The sequence below is a fragment of the Ruegeria arenilitoris genome (assembly GCF_013030985.1).
Taxonomy (GTDB): domain Bacteria; phylum Pseudomonadota; class Alphaproteobacteria; order Rhodobacterales; family Rhodobacteraceae; genus Ruegeria; species Ruegeria arenilitoris_B.
Genome location: NZ_WPYP01000008.1, coordinates 63,855 through 86,639, shown reverse-complemented (window position 1 = coordinate 86,639; position 22,785 = coordinate 63,855). Strand labels below are relative to the sequence as shown.

General features: G+C 59.5%; 23 protein-coding genes, 1 tRNA gene and 1 riboswitch. Of the genes, 9 read left to right on the top strand and 15 right to left on the bottom strand.

Annotated features, from left to right (window positions below):
* Positions 1-41: 41 nt before the first annotated feature.
* On the bottom strand, positions 42-1,139 hold the full coding sequence (gene ychF / locus GOX88_RS16180; protein WP_170403987.1) for a redox-regulated ATPase YchF: 1,098 nt from the start codon (positions 1,137-1,139) through the stop codon (positions 42-44).
* A gap of 199 nt (positions 1,140-1,338) precedes the next feature.
* On the opposite strand from ychF, the gene GOX88_RS16175 reads away from it, so the two are divergent.
* From GOX88_RS16175 to GOX88_RS16145, 7 genes are all read left to right on the top strand, one after another.
* Positions 1,339-1,824 (top strand): acyloxyacyl hydrolase, encoded by a 486-nt coding sequence (locus tag GOX88_RS16175; protein WP_170403984.1) that lies wholly within the window; start codon positions 1,339-1,341, stop codon positions 1,822-1,824.
* Positions 1,825-1,902: 78 nt separating this feature from the next.
* A complete protein-coding gene (trpA, locus tag GOX88_RS16170; RefSeq protein ID WP_170403981.1) occupies positions 1,903-2,694 on the top strand; it encodes a tryptophan synthase subunit alpha in 792 nt (263 codons plus the stop codon).
* Positions 2,695-2,829: 135 nt separating this feature from the next.
* Complete coding sequence (locus GOX88_RS16165; protein ID WP_170403978.1) at positions 2,830-3,996, top strand: alpha-hydroxy acid oxidase; 1,167 nt, start codon at positions 2,830-2,832, stop codon at positions 3,994-3,996.
* Between the two features lie 251 nt (positions 3,997-4,247).
* A complete protein-coding gene (locus tag GOX88_RS16160; protein ID WP_170403975.1) occupies positions 4,248-4,901 on the top strand; it encodes a 50S ribosomal protein L25/general stress protein Ctc in 654 nt (217 codons plus the stop codon).
* A 127-nt stretch (positions 4,902-5,028) separates the two neighbouring features.
* Positions 5,029-5,709, top strand: a complete 681-nt coding sequence (gene pth / locus GOX88_RS16155) for an aminoacyl-tRNA hydrolase (RefSeq protein ID WP_170403972.1) — start codon at positions 5,029-5,031, stop codon at positions 5,707-5,709.
* Between the two features lie 82 nt (positions 5,710-5,791).
* Positions 5,792-6,955, top strand: a complete 1,164-nt coding sequence (locus GOX88_RS16150; protein WP_170403969.1) for a serine hydrolase domain-containing protein — start codon at positions 5,792-5,794, stop codon at positions 6,953-6,955.
* 9 nt (positions 6,956-6,964) lie between these two features.
* The gene (locus tag GOX88_RS16145; protein ID WP_170403966.1) at positions 6,965-7,339 is read left to right on the top strand and encodes a DUF2237 family protein; all 375 of its coding nucleotides are present in this window, start codon (positions 6,965-6,967) and stop codon (positions 7,337-7,339) included.
* A 42-nt stretch (positions 7,340-7,381) separates the two neighbouring features.
* Here the strand turns inward: GOX88_RS16145 and GOX88_RS16140 are convergent, their stop codons facing one another.
* From GOX88_RS16140 to GOX88_RS16095, 10 genes are all read right to left on the bottom strand, one after another.
* The gene (locus GOX88_RS16140) at positions 7,382-8,527 is read right to left on the bottom strand and encodes a slipin family protein (RefSeq protein WP_170403963.1); all 1,146 of its coding nucleotides are present in this window, start codon (positions 8,525-8,527) and stop codon (positions 7,382-7,384) included.
* Positions 8,528-8,926: 399 nt separating this feature from the next.
* Positions 8,927-9,001 (bottom strand) — tRNA-Cys (locus GOX88_RS16135).
* 364 nt (positions 9,002-9,365) lie between these two features.
* Positions 9,366-10,613: a tryptophan synthase subunit beta gene (gene trpB / locus GOX88_RS16130; protein WP_170403960.1), complete on the bottom strand. Its 1,248-nt coding sequence runs from the start codon at positions 10,611-10,613 to the stop codon at positions 9,366-9,368.
* Positions 10,614-10,680: 67 nt separating this feature from the next.
* The gene (locus GOX88_RS16125; RefSeq protein WP_170403957.1) at positions 10,681-11,016 is read right to left on the bottom strand and encodes a hypothetical protein; all 336 of its coding nucleotides are present in this window, start codon (positions 11,014-11,016) and stop codon (positions 10,681-10,683) included.
* A 47-nt stretch (positions 11,017-11,063) separates the two neighbouring features.
* Positions 11,064-11,708 carry a phosphoribosylanthranilate isomerase gene (locus GOX88_RS16120; RefSeq protein ID WP_170403954.1) on the bottom strand — a complete coding sequence of 215 codons (645 nt, stop codon included), beginning with the start codon at positions 11,706-11,708 and terminating at the stop codon, positions 11,064-11,066.
* A gap of 9 nt (positions 11,709-11,717) precedes the next feature.
* Positions 11,718-12,068 (bottom strand): lipopolysaccharide assembly protein LapA domain-containing protein, encoded by a 351-nt coding sequence (locus GOX88_RS16115; RefSeq protein ID WP_170404496.1) that lies wholly within the window; start codon positions 12,066-12,068, stop codon positions 11,718-11,720.
* Between the two features lie 6 nt (positions 12,069-12,074).
* The gene (gene ihfB / locus GOX88_RS16110) at positions 12,075-12,359 is read right to left on the bottom strand and encodes an integration host factor subunit beta (RefSeq protein WP_037310872.1); all 285 of its coding nucleotides are present in this window, start codon (positions 12,357-12,359) and stop codon (positions 12,075-12,077) included.
* 271 nt (positions 12,360-12,630) lie between these two features.
* Positions 12,631-14,307, bottom strand: coding sequence for a 30S ribosomal protein S1 (gene rpsA, locus GOX88_RS16105; RefSeq protein WP_170403952.1), 1,677 nt, complete (start codon positions 14,305-14,307; stop codon positions 12,631-12,633).
* A gap of 320 nt (positions 14,308-14,627) precedes the next feature.
* Positions 14,628-16,313, bottom strand: a complete 1,686-nt coding sequence (locus tag GOX88_RS16100) for a tryptophan halogenase family protein (RefSeq protein WP_170403949.1) — start codon at positions 16,311-16,313, stop codon at positions 14,628-14,630.
* 247 nt (positions 16,314-16,560) lie between these two features.
* Positions 16,561-17,076 (bottom strand): hypothetical protein, encoded by a 516-nt coding sequence (locus GOX88_RS16095; protein WP_170403946.1) that lies wholly within the window; start codon positions 17,074-17,076, stop codon positions 16,561-16,563.
* Between the two features lie 218 nt (positions 17,077-17,294).
* Here GOX88_RS16095 and GOX88_RS16090 point away from each other — a divergent pair, with 218 nt between their 5' ends.
* Positions 17,295-17,774, top strand: a complete 480-nt coding sequence (locus tag GOX88_RS16090; RefSeq protein WP_170403943.1) for a YHS domain-containing (seleno)protein — start codon at positions 17,295-17,297, stop codon at positions 17,772-17,774.
* A gap of 18 nt (positions 17,775-17,792) precedes the next feature.
* Here GOX88_RS16090 and GOX88_RS16085 read toward each other — a convergent pair whose 3' ends face one another.
* Both GOX88_RS16085 and aroA read right to left on the bottom strand, forming a co-directional pair.
* Complete coding sequence (locus GOX88_RS16085; RefSeq protein WP_170403940.1) at positions 17,793-18,410, bottom strand: (d)CMP kinase; 618 nt, start codon at positions 18,408-18,410, stop codon at positions 17,793-17,795.
* Positions 18,407-19,753: a 3-phosphoshikimate 1-carboxyvinyltransferase gene (gene aroA, locus GOX88_RS16080; protein WP_170403936.1), complete on the bottom strand. Its 1,347-nt coding sequence runs from the start codon at positions 19,751-19,753 to the stop codon at positions 18,407-18,409. Before aroA ends, GOX88_RS16085 begins: the two co-directional genes overlap by 4 nt.
* Positions 19,754-19,935: 182 nt before the next feature.
* On the opposite strand from aroA, the gene GOX88_RS16075 reads away from it, so the two are divergent.
* Positions 19,936-20,745: a hypothetical protein gene (locus GOX88_RS16075; protein ID WP_170403934.1), complete on the top strand. Its 810-nt coding sequence runs from the start codon at positions 19,936-19,938 to the stop codon at positions 20,743-20,745.
* Positions 20,746-20,748: 3 nt separating this feature from the next.
* On the opposite strand, the gene trmB is transcribed toward GOX88_RS16075, so the two are convergent.
* Together trmB and metK are read right to left on the bottom strand one after the other, a co-directional pair.
* Positions 20,749-21,456: a tRNA (guanine(46)-N(7))-methyltransferase TrmB gene (gene trmB / locus GOX88_RS16070; RefSeq protein WP_170403931.1), complete on the bottom strand. Its 708-nt coding sequence runs from the start codon at positions 21,454-21,456 to the stop codon at positions 20,749-20,751.
* A gap of 92 nt (positions 21,457-21,548) precedes the next feature.
* Positions 21,549-22,730: a methionine adenosyltransferase gene (gene metK, locus GOX88_RS16065; protein ID WP_170403929.1), complete on the bottom strand. Its 1,182-nt coding sequence runs from the start codon at positions 22,728-22,730 to the stop codon at positions 21,549-21,551.
* A gap of 5 nt (positions 22,731-22,735) precedes the next feature.
* Positions 22,736-22,784: riboswitch (SAM-SAH riboswitch) on the bottom strand.
* Between the last annotated feature and the right edge of the window lies 1 nt (position 22,785).

Sequence of the window (22,785 nt, the reverse complement as noted above, 5' to 3'; positions counted from 1 at the left end):
AGAGCACCCAGCGCCTGACGGACCGGGTGCTCAGATACAGCTCAGGTGTTAAACAGGAAGTGCATTACATCGCCATCCTTGACGATGTAACCTTTACCCTCGGCCCGCATCTTGCCGGCCTCTTTCGCGCCCTGCTCACCATTGGCGGAAACATAGTCGTCATAGGCGATGGTTTCGGCGCGGATGAACCCTTTTTCGAAATCACCGTGGATCACACCAGCGGCCTGCGGCGCGGCCGTGCCGGTACGGATGGTCCAGGCGCGGGCCTCTTTCGGGCCGACGGTGAAGTAGGTTTCCAGCTTCAGCAGGTCGTAACCGGCGCGGATCAGGCGATCCAGTCCGGGCTCTTCCAGACCCATCTCTTCCAGGAACATCTGCGCTTCTTCGTCTTCCAGCAGGCTGATCTCTTCCTCGATCTTGGCACTGATGATGACATGCGCGTTGCCTTGTGCCGCGGCCATCTCGGCAACCTTGGCAGAGTATTCGTTGCCCTCGGCGGCCTCTTCCTCGGAGACGTTGCAGACATAAAGCACCGGCTTGGTGGTTAGCAGTTGCAGCATCTTCCACGCTTTGACGTCCTCGCCCGACACCTCAACCAGACGGGCGGGTTTGCCGTTTTCCAGCATCGCTTGCGCTTCGGCCAGCAGGCGATCCTGCTGTTGGGCCTCTTTGTCGTTGCCCTTGAGCTTGCGCACCAGATTGGCGCGGCGCTTTTCAATGCTTTCCAGATCGGCCAGCATCAGCTCGGTCTCGATGGTGTCGGCATCGGCCACGGGGTCAACGCGACCATCAACGTGAGTCACGTCGCCGTCTTCGAAACAGCGCAGCACATGGGCAATGGCGTCGGTCTCACGAATGTTGGCCAGAAACTGGTTGCCCAGCCCCTCACCCTTCGAGGCCCCCTTCACCAGACCGGCAATATCCACAAATGTCATCCGCGTCGGGATGATCTGTTTCGAGCTGGCAATCGCCGCCAGTTTGTCCAGACGGTCATCAGGCACGGCAACATCGCCCACGTTGGGTTCGATCGTGCAGAACGGGAAATTCGCCGCCTGCGCGGCTGCGGTCTTGGTCAGCGCATTGAAGAGGGTCGACTTGCCCACATTCGGCAAACCCACGATTCCCATTTTAAAGCCCATGACGGTCTCCTGATGCCATTCGAGGGGTGCTTCTATGCAGGTCCGGGTCGATGCGCAAGCCAGACTGCGCGCAGCCCGGCCAAGTCCATTCTGCAACATCACGAAAATGTTCACCGCTTAGCGGCTTGCCCGGATTTGAAACCGCACTCTAAGATCGACAGATAGAACGTTGCGAACAAACAAATAGTGAATGGTAAGTATGAAAAAAATTGTCGTAACCCTTGCGCTGCTGCTGGCCGCCCAGACAGCGCAGGCTCAATCCCTTGTCTTTGGCGCCGGGTACTCGGATTTTTCCGACAGTGACGCAGATGACGAAGCCGTATTCACGGTTGAGTATCATCACCGCCCCTTTCACGAGGCCAGCCGTTTTTCCGCCACCTGGGGCGGTGCGCTGACCGTTGATACCGCCAGCAATGTCCATATCGGCATCGGGCTGATCGGCTTTTACACCTTTGCCGATCGCTGGTTCGTCGAAGGAAGTGTCATGCCTGGGTATTTTTCCAAGAGTGACGAACTCAGCGATCTTGGCGGGGAATTCCAGATTCGCAGCCTTCTGGGTCTTGGATACACATTGGACAGCGGCAACAGGATTTCCTTTGCCATCACCCACAAATCCAACGCCAGCACGAATAACGAAAACCCCGGTGTCAACTCGGCCCTGCTGCGATACCACTACCAGTTCTGAAGCAATCTGACCCGGCGGGATTGATTTCCGGGCAAAGTTTCTGCACATCAGGTTCAAACCTGAATGCAAGGACTGCAGATGACCCGTATCGATGCCAAGTTCGCCGCCCTGAAGGCCGAAGGGAAAAAGGCCTTTGTCGCATATATCATGGCAGGCGACCCCGACTTCGACACCTCGCTTGAAATTGTGAAAGGCCTGCCCGGTGCCGGTGTGGATGTGATCGAGCTGGGCCTGCCCTTTACCGATCCGATGGCGGATGGCCCGACCATTCAGGCCGCCGGTCAACGGGCGCTGGATGGCGGCATGACCTTGCAGCGCACTTTGGATCTGGCGCGCGCGTTTCGCGAAACCGACGACACGACCCCGATCGTTCTTATGGGTTACTACAACCCGATTTACAGCCGTGGCGTGGACACCTTTCTGGCGGATGCCCAGGCCGCAGGTATCGACGGCCTGATCGTGGTGGACCTGCCGCCGGAAGAAGACGAAGAGCTCTGCCTGCCTGCTCAGGCAGCTGGGCTGAACTTCATCCGTCTGGCGACCCCGACCACCGACGACAAGCGCCTGCCCCGCGTGCTGCAAAACACCTCGGGCTTTGTGTATTACGTCTCGATTACCGGCATCACCGGCGCGGCCGAGGCGCAGGCAACAAATGTCGGCCCCGAAGTCGCCCGGATCAAATCCGCGACCTACCTGCCCGTGATCGTGGGCTTTGGCATCAACACGCCCGAGAAGTCCAAGGCCATCGCCAGCGTCGCCGATGGTGCCGTGGTCGGTTCGGCCATTGTCAGCCAAATCGCGGCAGGCAAACCCGTAGCCGAGGTTCTGGACTTTGTAAAATCACTGGCCGACGGCGCGCATTCCGCCTGATCGTTCCGCACGAACCCATTCGAAAAACCGCAGCAAGCGACTGGCCTGCTGCGGTTTTTTCTTGCCTGCAGCCGATTGCGCCCTGTCGGATGCCCCAGTAGAAATGTTTGATCACTCAAACAAAGGCGCGGCCCCATGCCCGTAATCACCACTATCGAAGACCTGCGGCGCATCTATGAACGTCGCGTCCCGCGGATGTTCTACGACTATGCCGAAAGCGGCAGCTGGACCGAGCAGACCTTCCGCGACAACAGCTCGGATTTCTCGGATATCCGCCTGCGGCAACGGGTGGCGGTGGACATGGCCGGACGCTCGACCGCGTCGCAGATGATCGGAGAGGATGTCGCGATGCCTGTCGCGCTGGCCCCGGTCGGGCTGACGGGAATGCAGCACGCGGATGGCGAGATGAAGGCCGCCAAAGCCGCCGAAGAGTTTGGCGTGCCCTTTACCCTGTCCACCATGTCGATCAACTCGATCGAGGATGTGGCTGAGCACACGACGAAACCATTTTGGTTTCAGCTCTATACGATGAAGGATCAGGACTATGTCAGCCGCCTGATCCAACGCGCCAAGGATGCGAAATGTTCGGCTTTGGTGATCACGCTGGACCTGCAAATCCTGGGCCAGCGCCACAAGGACCTCAAGAATGGGCTTTCCGCACCGCCAAAACTGACTGCGAAAACCATAGCGAACCTTGCGACCAAGTGGTCGTGGGGTATCGAGATGCTGGGGGCAAAACGGCGCGAGTTCGGCAATATCGTCGGTCACGTCGAGGGCATCTCAGATGCCTCCTCCCTCGGCGCATGGACGGCCGAGCAATTCGACCCCAGCCTTGATTGGAGCAAGGTCGAAAAGTTGATGGAGCAATGGGGCGGCAAGGTAATCCTCAAGGGCATTCTGGATGTAGACGACGCCAAGATGGCCGCCAAGCTGGGTGCCGATGCCATCGTCGTGTCGAACCACGGCGGGCGGCAGTTGGACGGCGCGCTCAGTTCCATCCGTATGCTGCCGAAGATCATGGACGCGGTCGGCGATGATATCGAGGTGCATCTGGACAGCGGTATCCGATCTGGTCAGGACGTTCTCAAGGCCGTCGCACTGGGTGCCAAGGGCACCTATATCGGCCGCGCTTTTGTCTATGGACTGGGCGCGATGGGGCAGAAAGGCGTGACAACGGCACTGGACGTCATCCACAAGGAACTGGACACCACGATGGCCCTGTGCGGTGAGCGCAATGTGGGCAATCTGGGGCGGCACAACCTGCTGATCCCCGAAGATTTCGGCGGTCGCTGGCAAGGCTGACCAAGCGTGAATAAGGGGGCTCTGCCCCCGTCGCCCGTACCGGGCGCCTCCCCCGGGATATTTTTGGCCAGATGAAGCATGGGATCCTTCATTCATCTGGTGCAAAATATCCCGGAGCGCGAGGCGGAGCCTCGCAAAAGATCATAGCGGTCAAAAACCCCTTTCCAAACTCAATGAATCAAGCTAAGGACGCGGCTTCACGCGGGCATACAGCCTTGGAGGATGCCCGCCCTAACATTTGGAGATTTATCATGGCTGGTGAGATTCCTGATCTCGTAGCTCTGGAACGGACGGGGACAGGCAAGGGCGCCGCTCGTCAAGCACGCCGCGACGGCATGGTTCCGGGCATTGTTTTTGGTGGTGACAAAGAGCCGCTGCCGATCCAGATCCCGTTCAACGTCCTGTTCAAGCGCCTGAAAGCAGGCCGGTTCAAGTCGACCCTGTGGAACCTGAAGGTTGAAGGTCACGAAGACGTTCGCGTCATCTGCCGTGACGTTCAGCGTGACGTTGTCAAAGACCTGCCGACCCACCTGGACCTGATGCGCCTGCGTCGGACCACCAAGATCGCGTTGTTCATCCCTGTTGAGTTCGTCAACGAGGAAGAAGCACCCGGCATCAAGAAGGGCGGCGTTCTGACCGTTGTCCGTCCGGAAGTCGAACTGATGTGCACTGCTGGTGACATTCCCGAGAAGATTACTGTTGATCTGACCGGCATGGAAATCAACGACGTCGTAACCATCTCGTCGGTTGAGCTGCCCGCAGGTACCAAGCCGACCATCGACCGTGATTTCGTGATCGCAAACGTCTCGGCACCGACCGGCCTGTCGACCAGCGACGATGAGGAAGGTGAAGAAGTGGCTGCAGACGAAGTTGAAGTCGTCGGTCAGGAAGAAGCAGAAGAATAAATCCGAATTTTCTTTTCGGAATTGAGAACGGGGCTCGGGTTCGGGCCCCGTTTTCTTTTGCCGCGTGGACTGGAAAAGCGGTGGCATTCCGTGTCATCAACCCCATGCATCGCACAAGGACGAGACTATGAAACTATTTGTCGGATTGGGGAACCCGGGGTCGAAATACGCCCGCAACCGGCACAATATCGGATTTATGGCCGTGGACCGGATTGCCGAGGATCATGGCTTTGGCCCGTGGAAATCCAAGTTTCAGGCCGAGATCGCCGAGGGGCGTCTGGGCGGCGAAAAAGTGTTGTTGATCAAGCCGCAGACTTTCATGAACCGCTCCGGCCAGTCGGTGGGGGAAGCGATGCGCTTCTACAAGCTGGATTCGACCGATGTGACCGTCATTCACGACGAATTGGACCTTGCCCCCGGCAAAGTGCGCGTCAAGGCGGGCGGCGGACATGCCGGGCATAACGGGCTGCGTTCGATCCACGAACATATCAGCCCCGCTTATGACCGGGTGCGTCTGGGGATCGGGCATCCGGGGCGGAAAGAGTTGGTCTCGCCCTATGTCCTGAGCGATTTCGCCAAGGCTGATGCCGATTGGCTGGACGATGTGCTGCGTGGAGTGTCTGACGGCGCTGGACATCTGGCTGATGAGGAAAGCGGCAAGTTCATGAACGCGGTTGCCCTGCGCACCGCGCCGCCGCGGTCTTCGAAATCTCCGGCCAAATCACCAAAACCGGACGCCACCCCCGCGCCGGAACCCGAGGTCGACGAACGCTCGGCCATGCAAAAGCTGCTGGACAAGTTCAAATAGGGTTTCTGACCTTGCCGCAACGTCCCAATTGCGGAACCACAGCAGGCGGGTTCCAATGTGGCAGGGATATGGGAGGCGATAGATGAAAGCTCTGTTCAAGTGGGTGCTGCGCATCCTGCTGATGTTGGTGCTGGCCGCAGTTGTTGTCGGAGTCTGGAAACGCGAAGAGCTTCAGCGGTTGATGGCTGTGAACTCTTTGTTTTCAGAAGAAAAGATCGTCCACAATTTCTCTCATATGGATGAAGCTTTCCTGACGGTCGATCTGCCGCGCGGTGACGGCCCGACACGGGAGCTGCCTTACGGCCCCGGCTTTGACCTGCCCGACGGCACTGACCAATGGATCGAGGATCGCGCTGTAACCTCTCTGCTGGTGATGCAGGACGGGAAAATCCGGTTCGAAGAGTACTATCTGGGCACGTCTCCCGAGGATCGGCGAATTTCATGGTCGGTTGCCAAAAGCTACCTTTCGGCTCTGTTCGGCGTCCTGCTGGCCGAAGGGGCTATCGAGTCGCTGGACGATCCGGTGGTGAAATACGCGCCGGAACTGGCGGGCACGGCCTATGATGGCGCGACGATCCGGAATGTGCTGAACATGGCCAGCGGTGTCACCTTCAACGAGGACTATTTCGACCCCAACTCTGATATCAACCGGATGGGTCGCGTCGTGGCCTTGGGCGGCGCGTTGGACGACTTCGCGGCCTCGCTGCAGGACACTTTCGTCGACCCGGGCGAGACATGGCAATACGTATCCATCGACACCCACGTCATCGGCATGGTGATCCGTGGTGCGACCGGGCACAGTGTCACCGACTTGCTGACGGAAAAGATCATTCAGCCACTGGGGCTGGAATACGATGGGTATTATGTGACCGATGGTGCCGGGGTAGCCTTTGTTCTGGGCGGCCTGAATTTCACCACCCGCGATTTCGCCCGCTTTGGCCAGATGATCCTGCAGAACGGAGAGCTTGATGGCCAGCAATTGGTACCCGCAGACTGGATTGCCGAATCCGTCCTGCCCAGCGCACCGACCGAGGCGGGCGAGATCGGGTACGGCTATCAGTGGTGGGTTCCTGTCGGCGCGCACGAGGGTGAGTTCCTCGCGCGGGGCGTATATGGCCAATACATCTATTTCGACCAGCCACGCGGGGTGCTGATCGTGACAACCGGGGCCGATCGCAAATTCCGCGACGATGGCGTGAACGAAGCAAACATAGAAAAATTCCGCAAAATCGCGCAAAGCCTGTAAAGTAGGGATATGGAAAAACAGGACAGCATCAATGTGTTGGGCGGTGTACTCGCCCCATGCTCCCGCGATCCGCTGACCGGGTTCTTTCGCGATGGGGCCTGCAACACCTGCCCCGAGGATCAGGGCAGCCATACGGTTTGCGCTGTGATGACAGCCGAGTTTCTGGCCTTTTCCAAATATGTCGGAAACGATCTGAGCACCCCACGCCCCGAGTTCAACTTTGCCGGCCTGAAACCTGGTGACAGCTGGTGTCTGTGCGCCGGGCGCTTTCTGCAGGCCCATGACGAAGGCTGCGCGCCAAAGGTGCATCTTGAGGCCACCCATCAGCGCGCGCTGGACGTGGTGCCGCTGCGCCTGCTGACCGAACACGCGGTTGTGGAATAGACAGACCGGCCCGGGATAGCCCGGACCGGCCCTTATTCGGGATCACTCCCGCAGTTTGACAAGGTCGGACATCAGACCTTCGGTCCCGTTGTGGACCGTCAGCCGTTCGACCTTTCCGGCGATGGTTTCAAGCGCTTCCAGTTCTTTCAGCCGCAGCATCACCGGGTTTTCCGCCATCACCTTCGCGGTGTTCAGCAGGGACCGCGTGGCGTTGGTTTCTTCCCGCCGCCGGATGACGTTGGCCTCGGCCTGTTTCTCGGCGGCGACCACGGCGGTCAGGATCTCCCGCATCTCACCGGGCAGGATGACGTCTTTCAACGCGATCTCACCCACTTCGATACCGATCCCGGCCATCTGTGTCCGCACCCGATCCGCGGCCTCGGTGTCGACGGTCACCTTCTCGGCCAGCAGCCGGTCCAGTGTCATCGCCCCCAAGGTCTTCCGGAACGCCAGTTGCAGCGCCCGGTGCAGGGCCTGATCGAAATCCTTGACCGTCCCCACCGCCTTGACCGGCTCAACGACCCGGTAGTCGGCGCTGAGGTTGACCCGAATGGTCACCCGGTCCTTGGTCAGGATCTCCTGCCCTGTCACCTCATGGGTGCGTTGCCGGAGGTCGATCTGCTTGACCTCGACGTTCCGCCCGACTTTCCAGAAGGCGTGCGCACCGGGGGTCAGCTGATCCACCAGCACCCCGTCAACCGTCAGCAGCCCGGTATGCCCTTCGGCAATCTCGACCTGCGTCAGGTTCAGCCGCAGCCCGGCCCGAACCAGCCGCTGCGCCGTCGCTTTGGGCACAACCATGGTGTCGGTCAACGCGTGATGCTCGACCTTCCACGGCCCTGCAGCCTTCCAGACAAGCACCCGCGCTTCAGGGTTCAGCACCCGAACAGGCACCCCGTCCCGCAGCAGAACCAGAACTTCGTCAGGTTCGGCCCGGAACTCGGTCAGATGCCTGGCGGCCAGCTCGGGCCGGTTCTGCATCAGCGCCCTCTCATAGGGCGACACGAAAAAGAGTTTCTCCAGATCGTGCAGCTCGGTCAGTACATCCTTGCGCGGCAGCCGGTGTTTCCCGGGGCCGAGGATTGCATCGAACACCCCATTGCGCAGGACCAGCATCCGCTGGGTCTCGGTCAGGGTCAGCCGGTGATGACCGGTCAGCCGGTCGATCAGATCTTGGAACAGTGTCATATCATTTCTCCTTTTCGTCTCGCTCTATCGTCGTCGCAAATGCGAACTCCTCTTCATGTTTTCAGTGGGTTGCACCCCGAACGGGTGACAGGTGTGAAGCCTTCGGACGAAGGCAGGAAAGATCCGGGCATCCCCCGCGCCATGCCCCTGCGCGGGAAGGTCAGAGAGAGGGGCGCGGAACCGATGCGCCACCTTGCCCAAGGGGCTAAGCGGGGCACCAATCCGGCGGCACCATCATCTGCCCTCCGGCACAAAGCCAGAGCAGCGAAGACCCCTGCCCCGCCCGGCCAAAGCCTGACGTTGCGCGGTGCCACCCCTGCTGGGGAGCACCCGGACCCTTATGATTTTGGACCGTTTTCACGGGCCGGCGTGGAAGGCCGGTGCTGACTTAACAGCTTTGTCAAATGACGGGATTCGAACCCGTTACACATCGATTTGCGGTCGATTGCTCTCACCAGAATGAGCTACATTTGGAGCTTTGGAAGGAATTGAACCTTCGCCTACAGATGGGAAACCTGCCGCTCTATCCAATTGAGCTACAAAGCATACCAATCCCCGGTTCGGCCCTGGCATACGGGATCGGCAACGCCGTCCGCACCGAGAGAGTGATCACCTCTGCCCGCTAGGGTCCGGCCCGTTGTGACCGGTAACGGCGGGTTTAGGCGAAGGGTCTGGATTCGTTCAATAATTATTTGAGGGTCAAAATCACACCTGTGGCGGGCGCGCAACAAAATTACCCATCTGCGCAATATTCGAAAAGGCAGCGCGAGAAAAACAAAGCGGCGCACCCGTCAAAGGTGCGCCGCTCTTGTCACAAATTTCAAATTTTACCGCCTGGTCAATCGGCGCTGCGGCCTTCGGTATCCGACATGTCGAAGTTCAGATACTTGGCCACGGTCTGCACGTCCTTGTCGCCACGACCGCACATGTTCATGCAGATCAGGTGATCCTTGGGCAGTTCGGGGGCGATTTTCATTACATGGGCCAGCGCGTGGGACGGTTCCAGAGCCGGGATGATGCCTTCGGTCGCGCAGCACAGCTGGAACGCTTCAAGCGCCTCCTTATCTGTGATCGAGACATAATTGGCCCGGCCAATTTCGTGTAGCCAGGAATGCTCGGGACCGATGCCCGGGTAGTCCAGACCAGCCGAGATCGAATACCCTTCCAAAATCTGACCGTCATCATCCTGCAGAAGATAGGTGCGGTTGCCATGGAGCACACCCGGACGACCACCGGTCAGCGAGGCGCAATGCTCCATCTTTTCGTTCACGCCCTTACCGCCAGCCTCAACACCGATGATGTTGACGTCCTTGTCGTCGAGGAACGGGTAAAACAGGCCCATCGCGTTCGAGCCACCGCCGATGGCGGCGATTATGGTGTCGGGCAGACGGCCCTCGGCCTTCATCATCTGTTCCTTGGCTTCCTTGCCGATGATGGACTGGAAGTCACGCACCATTGCCGGATACGGATGTGGCCCAGCCACGGTACCGATGCAGTAGAAGGTGTCACGCACATTGGTCACCCAATCCCGCAGCGCGTCGTTCATCGCATCCTTCAGCGTGCCACGACCCGAGGTCACCGGGATCACCTCGGCCCCCAGCAGGCGCATACGGAACACGTTTGGGGCCTGACGCTGCACGTCATGCGCGCCCATATAGACCACGCATTTCAGACCGAACTTGGCGCAGACGGTGGCGGTGGCCACGCCGTGCTGACCAGCTCCGGTTTCAGCGATAATCCGGGTCTTGCCCATACGCCGCGCCAGAATGATCTGGCCCAGCACGTTGTTGATCTTGTGCGCGCCGGTGTGGTTCAGCTCGTCGCGCTTCAGGTAAATCTTGGCGCCGCCCAGATGCTGTGTCAGGCGCTCCGCGTAATACAGCGGCGAGGGGCGGCCCACGTAGTTCGCCCACAGATCGTCCATCTCGGCCCAGAAGGTGGGATCGTCCTTGGCCTTTTCATATTCCTCTTCCAGCGACAGGATCAGGGGCATCAGCGTTTCGCTGACGAACCGCCCGCCGAAGATGCCAAAGCGGCCCTGTTCGTCGGGGCCGGACATGAAGGAATTGAAAAGATCGTTGGCCATGGGTGTCTCCATCGTCGTACGCGACTGTCATAGGAGGTAGCGGCGGGATTTGCCATGGCAAAACGTATCATTCCGCCGCCTGAACGCGCTGTGCCCATACCTGCAAAGCCTGATCCCTGCTGGGCACGGCAATGCAGGGGAAGTGGTGAAACTCATTCATTTCGGCCAGACGCGCCGCCGCCTGCACCACGCGGCGGTGGGGACCGGAATGGGCGAACGTCAGCATCGCCTCGGCGTCGTGCCAGACACTCAGCGAAAAATAGAGCCCTTGATGCGGAAACACATCCACCTTCAGACACAACGGATCACCCCGTGCCTGTAGCATCGCCTGACGGGCGCGCCAGAAAAACTCTGGCCCGTAATACCACCGTTTCAATGAAACTCCGCCGATCGCTGCCAGCATTGCCGCGCCCTCCTCTAACGGAGATACGCAGGCACCCGGCGATCAGATCACCGGGTCGCGTTGATAAAGGCGCGGATCAGGGCTGCATCCTTCACGCCGGGCGCGCTTTCCACGCCCGAAGAAACATCGACCTGTCGCGCACCGGTCATACGCATGGCCTCGGCGACGTTATCAGGCGTCAGCCCCCCGGCCAGCATCCACGGACGCCGCCAGTATTTGCGCCCCGCCAACAAACGCCAGTCGAAAGCCAGTCCATTGCCGCCCGGCAGCTCTGCATTTCGCGGCGGCTTGGCATCGATCAGCAATTGGTCTGCGACCTCAGAGTACAAGTCGATTGCCGCAAGGTCCTCGGCTTCTGCCACACCGATGGCTTTCATCACGGGCAGGCCAAACCGCTCACGAACCTCGGCCACACGATCCGGGCTTTCCCTGCCGTGCAGTTGCAACATGTCCAGCGGTACGCTGGCCACGATCTGGTCCAGGTCCTCATCCGATGCGTTCACCGTCAGCGCGACTTTGGCAATCCCAGCGGGCACCAGATGCGCCAGTTCGGTGGCGGCCTCAATGTCCAGATGCCGCGGCGATTTGGGGAAGAACACAAACCCGACATAACGCGCGCCAGCCTCAGCGGCCGCGCGCACGTGGTCAGGGGCGGTCAAACCGCAGATTTTGACACTTGCATCTTGGGGCATTGACTTGCCTCAGCTGGCCTCGTCCAGCAGCGCCAGAACTTCGTCCTGACCTTCGTTCTGCTTTTTCTTGAGCTTTTTGACTTCACGCTCAAGCTTGCGCACTTCGTTTTTCTTCACGGACGCATCCCTGCGGTGCTTGTGCTCGCGCAGCCATTCCCAGAGGAAACCGATGATCAGGCCCGCAACCACACCGCCCAGCACCACAACGAACAGCGGTAGCGACGTGATGAAGTTAAAACCCACAAGCTCGGCAAAGGGTTCCGGCATCAGTGACAGTTGAACCGATTCCCGATTGGCCAGCGAAACGGAAATAAGCACGATCCCGAGGATCGCCAGAAAAGCATATCGAAGGTAACGCATCATGCCTTAGGCTTTACCGTTCAATCGGTCCCTAAGCAACTTGCCAGTTTTGAAAAACGGCACACATTTTTCTTCGACCTGAACGGTTTCACCAGTACGGGGATTGCGGCCAACACGCGCGTCGCGCTGTTTGACCGAAAATGCGCCGAAGCCGCGCAGTTCCACACGGTCACCGCGCGCCATGGCATCCGTCACCTCTTCGAACACGGTATTCACGATCCGCTCGACGTCGCGTTGATACAGATGCGGGTTCTCGTCGGCTATTTTCTGAATCAGTTCTGAACGGATCATGAGCGCTACCCTCCCAGGCGACCGGTTAACCATCTCTATTGTTCTGAACAGTATAGGAAAAAAGTCGGATAGGGGGAACGTAAACTCTGTATGCAAAGCCTTCATTTTGCTGCTAAACCGCGCGATTTTTCGCTTGTTCACGCGAATTCAGTGCCTAAAGCGCGGACGACACCCGAAATAAGCCCGGAAATCGGAACATATTGATTCGCAACAAAAACGGCCCCGCGCGGATACGCGGGGCCGTAAATTCGGCTAAGGCTGATGCCCGGGCTTAGTCGCCCGACTTCAGCGCTGCACCCAGGATGTCGCCCAGCGACGCGCCCGAGTCGGAAGAACCGTACTGTTCCACGGCCTCTTTCTCTTCGGCGATCTCGCGTGCCTTGATCGACAGGCCCAGACGGCGAGTCTTGCTGTCGACATTGGTGACGCGGACGTCGACCTTGTCACCGACCGAGAAACGCTCGGGGCGCTGTTCGGCACGGTCACGCGACAGGTCGGAGCGGCGGATGAAGGACTTCATGCCTTCGTATTCCACTTCGATGCCACCATCTTCGATCGCGGTCACTTCGACGGTGATGACCGAGCCACGCTTCACGCCGCCCACGGCTTCGGCGAACTTGTCACCGCCCAGGGCTTTGATCGACAGCGAGATACGCTCTTTTTCCACGTCAACTTCCGAAACGACGGCCGAAACCATGTCGCCTTTGCGGTAGTTCTGGATCGCATCCTCGCCACGCTCGTCCCACGACAGGTCCGACAGGTGAACCATGCCGTCGATATCGCCGTCGAGACCGATGAACAGACCGAATTCGGTGATGTTCTTGACTTCGCCTTCGACCTGCGTGCCCTCGGGGTGGGTTTCTGCAAACACTTCCCACGGGTTGCGCTGAGTCTGCTTCAGGCCCAGAGACACGCGACGCTTGGCGCCGTCGATTTCCAGAACCATGACGTCGACTTCCTGGCTGGTCGAAACGATCTTGCCGGGGTGGACGTTTTTCTTGGTCCAGGACATCTCGGACACGTGCACCAGACCTTCGACACCGGCTTCCAGCTCGACGAACGCGCCGTAGTCGGTGATGTTGGTGACGCGACCCTGATGGACCGAGCCCAGCGGGTACTTGGCAGCAACCAGATCCCACGGATCTTCCTGCAGCTGCTTCATGCCCAGGCTGATGCGGTGGGTCTCTTTGTTGATCTTGATGACCTGAACCTTGATGGTTTCGCCGATCGTCAGGATCTCGGACGGGTGGTTCACACGGCGCCATGCCATGTCGGTGACGTGCAGCAGGCCGTCAACGCCGCCCAGGTCAACGAATGCACCGTATTCGGTGATGTTCTTGACAACACCCTCGACGGTCTGACCTTCGGACAGGTTGCCGATAACCTCGGCACGCTGTTCGGCACGCGATTCTTCCAGGATTGCGCGGCGCGACACAACGATGTTGCCACGGCGGCGGTCCATTTTCAGAATCTGGAACGGCTGCTTCAGACCCATCAGCGGGCCAGCGTCGCGCACGGGGCGAACGTCAACCTGCGAGCCGGGCAGGAACGCAACTGCGCCACCCAGATCGACGGTGAAGCCACCTTTGACGCGACCGAAGATTGCACCTTCGACACGCTGGTCGTCGGCATATGCTTTTTCCAGACGGTCCCATGCCTCTTCACGGCGGGCCATCTCGCGCGAGATGACAGCTTCGCCACGGGCGTTTTCTGCGGCGCGCAGGTAGACTTCGACCTCGTCACCAACAGTGATTTCAGGGGCTTCGCCGGGATTTGCGAATTCTTTCAGATCAACGCGGCCTTCCATTTTGTAGCCTACGTCGATGATGGCTTGGCCGGCTTCGATCGCCAGAACCTTGCCTTTGACAACAGAACCCTCTTCGGGTGTGTCCATTTCGAAGCTTTCGTTCAGGAGGGCTTCGAATTCCTCCATGGATGCGTTAGCCATGTGGCGTTGTTTTCCTTTACATACGTTTTTTCTGGCCGAGCGGTTGTCTCCGCCGGTCTTAATGGATTGGTCAGACGATCTGACATATGCCACAAAACAAAGAGGGCCGGTTGGTTCCGACCCTGCTCGTCTCATTGTTTTATGGCTCAAATCGCCTTGTCGACGGGCGCTCTATAGCGGGTTCGCCAAGTGGCTGCAAGTTATTAGGGTCTGTGCGCGAAATAACTTGCCAGCCTTGACTGCGAACGGCCTGCGACCCGCGCTCGCAAAGCCGGGGGAAAATCGTGGCGAAATCCCCCCGCCTGCGTGGAGCGCCCACCTTAGAAGAGCTGCAAATCCTTCGCGCCGCTTTGGATTTCAGCAAAATTTGGCATGTTCTGGACCGCCACGGGTGCCGGTTTTGTACCCGGCATCGCCACAGTCGGCTGCATCGCCGCAGCCATGCCGAAGGCTGGTTGCTTCAGCTCTCCGCGAATATCGCGCAGCAGCGTCTTGTGGTCCGGCATTGTCTTGACGATCTGAGCAAGGTCCATTTTGGCGCGCTTCATACCCTGGAACCAGATCGGTTTCTTTAACGGGCGCAGACGATCGCGGATGCCCGGACCATAACCGGTATCATAGACCTGCTTGCCCAACAGAACCGTCTGGTAAACACGATGATCAAACAGCGTGGCAAACTCGACATCGTGGTCTATCGGCAGGCGGTGTTGCCACAACTCCAGATTCTCAGCCAGCCGGTCGGGCACCTTCATCTGAGTCCGCGCGTCGATCCAATACTGGTCATCCGTGCGGTTGCCCAACCGATAATGCAGACAGATGAACTCAAGTACCTCGTTGTACATTTTGTCCATCTGGCGGTTGTATCTTGCCCGCAGTGACGGCTCGACGTCTTTTGTTGGCAAGTGTTCGGCGAACCAGCGCACCGCGTGATCGATCATATGGATCGCGGTGCTTTCCAACGGCTCGATGAACCCACCGGACAGGCCAATCGCCACACAGTTCTTGACCCAGGCATTGCGCACGCGACCAACACGCATCGGGATCACCCGCGGTGTCAGCCCCTTGCCGCTGTCGCCCAGCCATTCAAGGTACTCATCGGCGGCCTGATCATCAGTTCGGTGCGCCGAGGAGAACACATAACCCGTGCCAACCCGGTTATACAGCGGCACCCGCCATGTCCAACCGGCCCCAAGAGCGGTCGACCGCGTTAGGCTTTCGATCTTTTCCGGATCGGGATGTTCGACCTGCAACGCCATGGCACGGTCGTTGGGCAGGTAATCCGAGTAATCCATAAACGGTTCACCCAGCGCCTGATTGATGATCAGGCCACGGAACCCGGTGCAATCGACAACCATTTCGACGTCATGACGACCCTTGCGCTCTAGCATCAGGTGGCTGACATTGCCCTGCTCGTCCAGCTCGACCGATTGCACCTCATCCTGAATATGCTCGACGCCGCGGTTTGTGCAAACCCCGGTCAGCATGCCGGCAAATTTCACGGCGTCCAGGTGATAGGCATAGCCAAATCGTTGCTCGAACTCGGGCTGCCCCAACTGCCGTGCGCCCTTGCACAAGCGGCCTAGATGGTCATGCGGCGAGATCGACTGAGTGAAGTCCCGATCCCCGTTGCCAAAGCGCAGGAAATACTCGGCGGTATCCAACCCCTCCAACATCTGGCCATGGGCGAAAGGGTTCACATAGTCGATCCGGTTCCCCTTGGGGTCCTTGTTCCAGTTGCAGAATTTCACGCCCAACTTGAATGACGCGTTGGTCTCGCGGAAAAAATCCCGTTCGGCGATGCCGGCCTGGCGGAGAGTGACCGGCATGCGCGGCACCGTGGCCTCGCCCACGCCAACGGTCGAGATATTGGGGCTTTCGATCAGGCAGATGCGCGGTCGGTCCTTTGGCGCTGAAGTGCGAGAAAACACCATATCCAAGATCAGCGCGGTCATCCAACCCGCCGTACCTCCGCCCACGATAGTGATCTTGCCCAAACGATTGTTCATATTATTGGTCCCTGTTGGCTTGTGGGAATTTGTGACTGCCTCCCCCTTTTTTTGCGGGTTGTAGAGCAGCCTTCCCTTTTTGGCTTTCGGAGAACCATAACAGCTTTCCTGCGTTCAGCTAGAGTCTTGATGCCGTGGCCTACGAGTGCGCACGCGCCCGCTGTCGAACTTAGGCGCTGCACGTTCCAGAAAGACCCTGAGGCGTATCCTCTACACCTTTGAGACAAGAGCATAATCCCGGCGAAGGCTAGATTTCGTCGCCCTTTTTCAGAAGTTCTTCGATCAGGTCACGCTGCAGATCCTGACTGTCGCCACCTCCGAACTCCGCGGCGCCACCGGTATAGAGGGTGCCGTAGGTCTTTGCGATATTCACTGTCTGGGCCAACCCCGAGATCAGCTGGTCTTTCTTCAGCGGAGACAACGGGTGAATAAACGCAGCCCACAAGGTGCCGTTGGCAATTGCATATCGTGCGTCCAGCGTGCTGTCGAAATTCGCCTGCATCATGCGGTGCAGGTCCTCGGGTGACAAATCTGCGGCGCTGCCAATTGGCACCATGGCGCGCATTCGGTCCGCATTGGTGTCGGTGACAACCAGCACCGTCACATCAGCAACCGTCAGCTCGAACCCCGGCCCAAAGGGCTGTGCCTCGGGATCGAGCGCAAAGATGATCTTGCCCAGACGTTCATAGTCCATCGGTGGTTCAGCTTCCTGAGCGGCCAGGCCTCCGGCCAGAAAAATCAGCGTTAGGGCTAGTCTGATCATCACATCTCTCCTGCAGGCTATGCCCCAACCATAGGGGCCGGCTGACAGGCTGACCAAACAAAGCTTGGTGATGAAGATTCCCCACCTCACCGCAGGTTTGAACGATCTGCAAAGTTTGACGTGCTTTCTGCGATAGCCCGTTCAAAACCGCCCCTCTACCTATGTTTCAGCGATTGGCCGCCCGGCTGATCCAAAGCTGAACAGGAAAGGAAATTCCAATGAAGTCTCTGGTTCTGACCACCCTCATCGCCGCCCTGCCCCTGGTCGCGGCTCCGGCCTTTGCCGCGGATGAGATCAACGTCTCGAATGGTATCTCGGCAGCCGGTGCGCCACTGGCCGCGCATGGCGTCGATCTGGTCGCGCTGGTGAATGACGGCAACCCGGTCGAGGGCTTTGCCACCCATTCCGCCACCTACGACGGGGCGTCCTACTATTTTACCAGCGCCGCAAACCGCGAAGCGTTCGAGGCCAACCCCGCCGCCTATCTGCCGCAGCATGGCGGGTTCTGTTCGTTCGGCGTGTCGGTGGGCAAGAAGTTCGACGGCGACCCGGATCAGTACCTGGTCGCAGATGGCAAGCTGTACCTTTTCCTGAATGCCGAAACCCGCGCGGCCTTCCTCAAGGACGTGACAGCCACGGCAAAAACCGCTGACGATCAGTGGGCGAATATCAAAAGCGTCGCCGTCGGCGAGTTGTAATCCTGAAAGCCCGCAGCGCTATGGCGTCGCGGGCTTTTTCTTTTTGATGAAAGCCACGGCCTGAGCCAGCGCAGCCTCGATACTCAGATCGGACGTGTCCAGCAAAATGGCATCGTCGGCAGGTTTCATCGGGGCAGTGCTGCGTTCGGCATCCCGTGCATCGCGTTCGCGCACATCGGCCAGCACCAGTTCGCGGGTGACTTCCGAACCTTTGGCGCTCAGTTCCAGAAAGCGCCGCTCGGACCGAACCTCGGCGCTGGCAGTGACGAACAGCTTCACCTCGGCCTCGGGGCAGATCACCGTTCCGATATCGCGCCCGTCCAGAACCGCGCCCCCGGCACGACGGGCAAAGGCGCGTTGGAAGTCGACCAACGCCGCGCGAACCTCGGGGATCACTGCCACTTTCGACGCCGCCTGCGCAATCTCGGCGGTGCGCAGATCACCCTGTTCCAGTTCCTCAGCCGTCAGCGCCTGCGCGGCCTCAACAGGATCAGTGCCGTCCAGAGTGCGACGCCCAACCGCACGGTAAAGCAACCCCGTATCCAGATGCGCGAACCCGAAATGTGCGGCAACCCCTTTCGAGATCGTGCCCTTCCCCGCCGCCGCGGGGCCGTCAATGGCGACCGTAAAACTCACGTGCGTTCGACCTTGGCACCCAATGACGCCATCAGCGGCTCGAATATCGGGAATGAGGTCGCGATCGGGCCGCCGTCATCGACCGAAACCGGGGTCTTCGCTCCCATCCCCATCACCATGAACGACATGGCGATGCGGTGGTCCAGAAAGCTTTCGCAGGTACCGCCGCCGGGGACATTGCCGATGCCCAGCCCGTCGACCGACCACCATTCCTCACCCTCTTCCACGGTCACCCCATTGGCGCGCAGACCCCTGGCCATAGCGTCGATCCGGTCGCTTTCCTTGACGCGCAGCTCTTTCACGCCGCCCATCATCGTGGTGCCCGTGGCATTGGCCGCGACCACGGACAGAACCGGGTATTCGTCGATCATCGAGGCCGCGCGTTCCGGCGGCACGTTGATGCCCTTCATGTTGGGCGAATACTTGGCGCGCAGATCGGCGACAGGCTCGCCACCCTCTTCGCGTTCGTTTTCATAGGTCAGATCGGCGCCCATCTCGCGCAGCGTGGTGAACAGGCCCGCGCGGGTCGGGTTCAGGCCGATGCCCGGCACCAGAACGTCCGAGCCGGGCGTAATCAGCGCCGCACAAACCGGGAAGGCCGCGCTGGACGGATCGCGCGGTACGGCGATGACCTGCGGTTTCAGCTCGGGGCGGCCGGTCAGGGTAATCACCCGGCCCTCATCAGTATCCTCAACGGTGATTTCAGCACCGAAACCGGCCAGCATCCGTTCAGAATGGTCACGGGTGGCCTCTTTCTCGATCACCACGGTTTTGCCGGGCGCATTCAGCCCGGCCAGCAGCACCGCGGATTTCACCTGCGCCGATGGCACCGGCACTTCGTAGCGGACCGGAACGGGTTCTGCGGCGCCCACGATGGTCATCGGCAACCGTCCACCGGCACGGCCAACCGATTGCGTGCCGAACAGCGCCAGCGGATCGGTCACCCGCGCCATCGGGCGTTTGTTCAGGCTCGCATCGCCGGTAAATGTCGCGGTGACCGGAGAGGTCGCCATCGCCCCCATGATCAGCCGCACACCCGTGCCCGAGTTACCGCAGTCGATCACCTGATCGGGCTCGGCAAAGCCACCGACGCCGACACCGTGCACGGTCCACTCACCGCCGCCATGATCGGTAACTTCAGCGCCAAAGGCACGCATCGCCTTGGCGGTGTCCAGGACATCCTCGCCTTCCAAAAGGCCGGAAATCTTCGTCTCACCCACCGCCATCGCGCCAAGGATCAGCGACCGGTGCGAGATTGACTTGTCGCCGGGCACCTTTGCCGTGCCGGTCAGCGGGCCGCAGGGATGCGAGGTCATCGGGATGGGCGTGCCGTGTCCGGACATGGGGGCTCCTGTTTTCGCTATCAGTGCTCAAGCCGCTTAGCGAATTGGGGCGGCTTGGTCCAGCCGCAATACGACCACCGCAGCAAGCCGGATTTGGGTGATCAGGGATTTACGGGCTACAATGGGCGAATTCAGAGCGAGTTCATTTGTTTTCCGCAATTCACTGTCCGAGGTCATTTCTCATGTCGCAACTTCAATCCATGCTTTCCAGCGGAACAGAAAAGTACTTTCAACCCAAAGACCCGTTAAAGACTGACAGCGTTCTGCAGATGCGCCTGGCCTTTCTGGTCGGCCTCGTTGCCTTTGGCTTGCCGATCTTTCTGGCCGGAGGTGCGGTATTTGGTGGAAGCTGTTTTCGCGACAGCATCAGCCACTTTTATTACGCCCAGTTTCTGGGGGCCATTTTCGTCGGGTGCTTAATTTTTATCGGTGGCTTTCTGATTGCCTATACCGGAGATCATCCGCTTGAGGATCTCGGGTCCTTGATCGCTGGCATTGGCGCGTGTTTTGTCGCCGTTTTCCCCACAAGCGGATCTGGCTGCGAAGAGCCCGTCAGTTTCAAGTCACGGATCTTTGCCGACGTGAACCAAACGCCTCCGCCTGATCTATCAGCCCCTGATCCAGACGCGTTTTTTACTCTGTTTTCCAGCGCCCCGCATCTGCACGCCTGGGCTGCCGGCATCCTGTTTATCTATCTGGGCCTTTATTGCCTGTTCGTCTTGCGCCGCGTGGTACCGGAGCGTCACATAAAAGACGGGCACATGATCCAGTCAAAGAAGCAGCGTAACACCTTGTATTCGCTGTGTGGCGTCACGATCCTGTTGTGTGTTCTGGTGCTGGGTATCGTCGCCTTTTCCGGCGAAGGCGCTCAGGCGGGGTGGAAATCCCACAATCTGACCTTTTTTGTTGAGACCATCGCACTTTGGGCATTCGGGCTGGCTTGGTTTGCGAAAGGGCGCGCCTTCCCCAGCCTGCGTGATCCCAAGCCGTAAGGGTCAGGTTTTGCGAAACGTCAGGTAATGCGGTGTTCGGCCTTCACGCAGGGCCTTCTGCTCATAACGGGTAGAAATCCAGTCATCCCAAGGCTCACGCCAGTCCGAGGGGCGCTCGGCCAGCCACTCGAACCCTGCGCGTGGAACTTCCTCAAGCGTCTGACGGACATAGTCGGGAATGTCCGTAGCCACGCGGAAGATTGACCCCGGTTTCAACACGTGCGCTAGCGGCTCCAGATGTTCGGGTGTCACGAAACGACGGCGATGGTGCCGCGTCTTGGGCCATGGGTCGGGATATAGCAGAAAGGCGCGCGAGATGCTGGCCTCGGGCAGAACGTCGAACAGATCGCGTGCATCACCGGGGTGTACAGCAAGGTTTTCGACCCCGGCCTGACGAATTTTGCCCAACAGCATGGCAACGCCATTGATATAGGGCTCGGCCCCGATGATGCCGATATCAGGGTTGCTGGCAGCCTGATGCACCAGATGCTCACCACCGCCAAAACCGACCTCAAGCCAGACATCCTTGCCACCGAACAGCGCCTGAAGGTCCAGCGGATCGCGGTTGGGGTTGCTCTCCCAATCGACCGCGCCTGGCGAAAGGGCGTCGAGGTCTTCGTTCAGATACGTCTTTTGGCTGGGCTTCAGGGTCTTGCCCTTGAAGCGGCCATAGAAGTTTCTGCGGGGGCGTTGTGGTGTCTGGGTGCTCATGGCGGTGCCCTTACTGCGCAGACCGCACCGTTGCAACCCCGGTGCCGAATCGAAAAGCGCGCCGGGATCGGCGCGCTTTGTTTGGTTTCGGATCAGACTGCCGCTTTGAGCGCGTCGACCAGATCGGTGCGTTCCCAGCTGAAACCGCCATCCGCGTCGGGCTCGCGCCCGAAGTGGCCATAAGCAGCCGTACGCTGATAGATGGGCTTGTTCATCTGCAGGTGCTCCCGAATGCCGCGCGGGGTCAGGTCCATCACCTGACCGACGGCGGTTTCGATCAGAGCGTCGGCAATCTGGCCGGTGCCGTGCGTGTCGGCATAGATCGACAGAGGCTTGGACACACCAATCGCATAGCTGAGCTGGATGGTGCAACGTTCCGCCATACCAGCAGCAACGACGTTCTTGGCCAGATAGCGCGCGGCATAAGCAGCCGAGCGGTCCACCTTGGTCGGGTCTTTACCCGAGAACGCACCGCCACCATGCGGCGCGGCACCGCCATAGGTGTCCACGATGATCTTGCGCCCGGTCAGACCAGCGTCCCCATCCGGGCCGCCGATTACGAACTTGCCGGTCGGGTTCACGTGCCACTCGGTTTCGGCGGTCAACCAGCCTTCGGGCAGGCTCTCGGTGATATAGGGCTCGACGATGGCACGGATGTCACCCGAGCTCAGCGTTTCATCCAGGTGCTGGGTCGACAGCACGATCGAGCTGACGCCGACCGGCTTGCCGTCGCGGTAAACCACCGACAGCTGCGATTTCGCGTCCGGGCCCAGCGCGGGCTCGGTGCCGTTCTTACGAACTTCGGCCAGACGACGCAGAATCGCGTGCGAATACTGGATCGGTGCCGGCATCAGCGCAGGGGTCTCTGTTGTGGCGTAGCCGAACATGATGCCCTGGTCGCCGGCGCCCTCGTCCTTGTCGTCCGAGGCGTCCACGCCCTGCGCGATATGGGCGGATTGTTCGTGCAGCAGGTTCGTCACCTCGACGGTTTCGTGGTGGAACTTATCCTGCTCGTAGCCGATATCCTTAATACAGGCGCGCGCGATCTCATCGATGCGGCCCATATAGTCGTGCAGCTTTTCCTGATCAGACAGACCTACTTCGCCACCAATTACCACACGGTCGGTCGTGGCAAAGGTTTCGCACGCTACGCGTGCTTCGGGTTCTTCGTTCAGAAATGCGTCAAGGACGGCATCGGAAATCCGGTCGCAAACCTTATCCGGGTGCCCTTCGGATACGGACTCCGAAGTAAAAGTGTAGTTCTGTCGGGACATGAAAGTGCTCCATTAAGATTGTCCCATCACGCCAGGAAGCCGTTGTGACGGGCAA

Bases quoted from the DNA above. Each gene is read 5' to 3' on its own strand.
- ychF (WP_170403987.1), bottom strand. From the start codon at position 1,139: ATGGGCTTTAAAATGGGAATCGTGGGTTTGCCGAATGTGGGCAAGTCG.
- GOX88_RS16175 (WP_170403984.1), top strand. From the start codon at position 1,339: ATGAAAAAAATTGTCGTAACCCTTGCGCTGCTGCTGGCCGCCCAGACA.
- trpA (WP_170403981.1), top strand. From the start codon at position 1,903: ATGACCCGTATCGATGCCAAGTTCGCCGCCCTGAAGGCCGAAGGGAAA.
- GOX88_RS16165 (WP_170403978.1), top strand. From the start codon at position 2,830: ATGCCCGTAATCACCACTATCGAAGACCTGCGGCGCATCTATGAACGT.
- GOX88_RS16160 (WP_170403975.1), top strand. From the start codon at position 4,248: ATGGCTGGTGAGATTCCTGATCTCGTAGCTCTGGAACGGACGGGGACA.
- pth (WP_170403972.1), top strand. From the start codon at position 5,029: ATGAAACTATTTGTCGGATTGGGGAACCCGGGGTCGAAATACGCCCGC.
- GOX88_RS16150 (WP_170403969.1), top strand. From the start codon at position 5,792: ATGAAAGCTCTGTTCAAGTGGGTGCTGCGCATCCTGCTGATGTTGGTG.
- GOX88_RS16145 (WP_170403966.1), top strand. From the start codon at position 6,965: ATGGAAAAACAGGACAGCATCAATGTGTTGGGCGGTGTACTCGCCCCA.
- GOX88_RS16140 (WP_170403963.1), bottom strand. From the start codon at position 8,527: ATGACACTGTTCCAAGATCTGATCGACCGGCTGACCGGTCATCACCGG.
- trpB (WP_170403960.1), bottom strand. From the start codon at position 10,613: ATGGCCAACGATCTTTTCAATTCCTTCATGTCCGGCCCCGACGAACAG.
- GOX88_RS16125 (WP_170403957.1), bottom strand. From the start codon at position 11,016: ATGCTGGCAGCGATCGGCGGAGTTTCATTGAAACGGTGGTATTACGGG.
- GOX88_RS16120 (WP_170403954.1), bottom strand. From the start codon at position 11,708: ATGCCCCAAGATGCAAGTGTCAAAATCTGCGGTTTGACCGCCCCTGAC.
- GOX88_RS16115 (WP_170404496.1), bottom strand. From the start codon at position 12,068: ATGCGTTACCTTCGATATGCTTTTCTGGCGATCCTCGGGATCGTGCTT.
- ihfB (WP_037310872.1), bottom strand. From the start codon at position 12,359: ATGATCCGTTCAGAACTGATTCAGAAAATAGCCGACGAGAACCCGCAT.
- rpsA (WP_170403952.1), bottom strand. From the start codon at position 14,307: ATGGCTAACGCATCCATGGAGGAATTCGAAGCCCTCCTGAACGAAAGC.
- GOX88_RS16100 (WP_170403949.1), bottom strand. From the start codon at position 16,313: ATGAACAATCGTTTGGGCAAGATCACTATCGTGGGCGGAGGTACGGCG.
- GOX88_RS16095 (WP_170403946.1), bottom strand. From the start codon at position 17,076: ATGATCAGACTAGCCCTAACGCTGATTTTTCTGGCCGGAGGCCTGGCC.
- GOX88_RS16090 (WP_170403943.1), top strand. From the start codon at position 17,295: ATGAAGTCTCTGGTTCTGACCACCCTCATCGCCGCCCTGCCCCTGGTC.
- aroA (WP_170403936.1), bottom strand. From the start codon at position 19,753: ATGTCCGGACACGGCACGCCCATCCCGATGACCTCGCATCCCTGCGGC.
- GOX88_RS16075 (WP_170403934.1), top strand. From the start codon at position 19,936: ATGTCGCAACTTCAATCCATGCTTTCCAGCGGAACAGAAAAGTACTTT.
- trmB (WP_170403931.1), bottom strand. From the start codon at position 21,456: ATGAGCACCCAGACACCACAACGCCCCCGCAGAAACTTCTATGGCCGC.
- metK (WP_170403929.1), bottom strand. From the start codon at position 22,730: ATGTCCCGACAGAACTACACTTTTACTTCGGAGTCCGTATCCGAAGGG.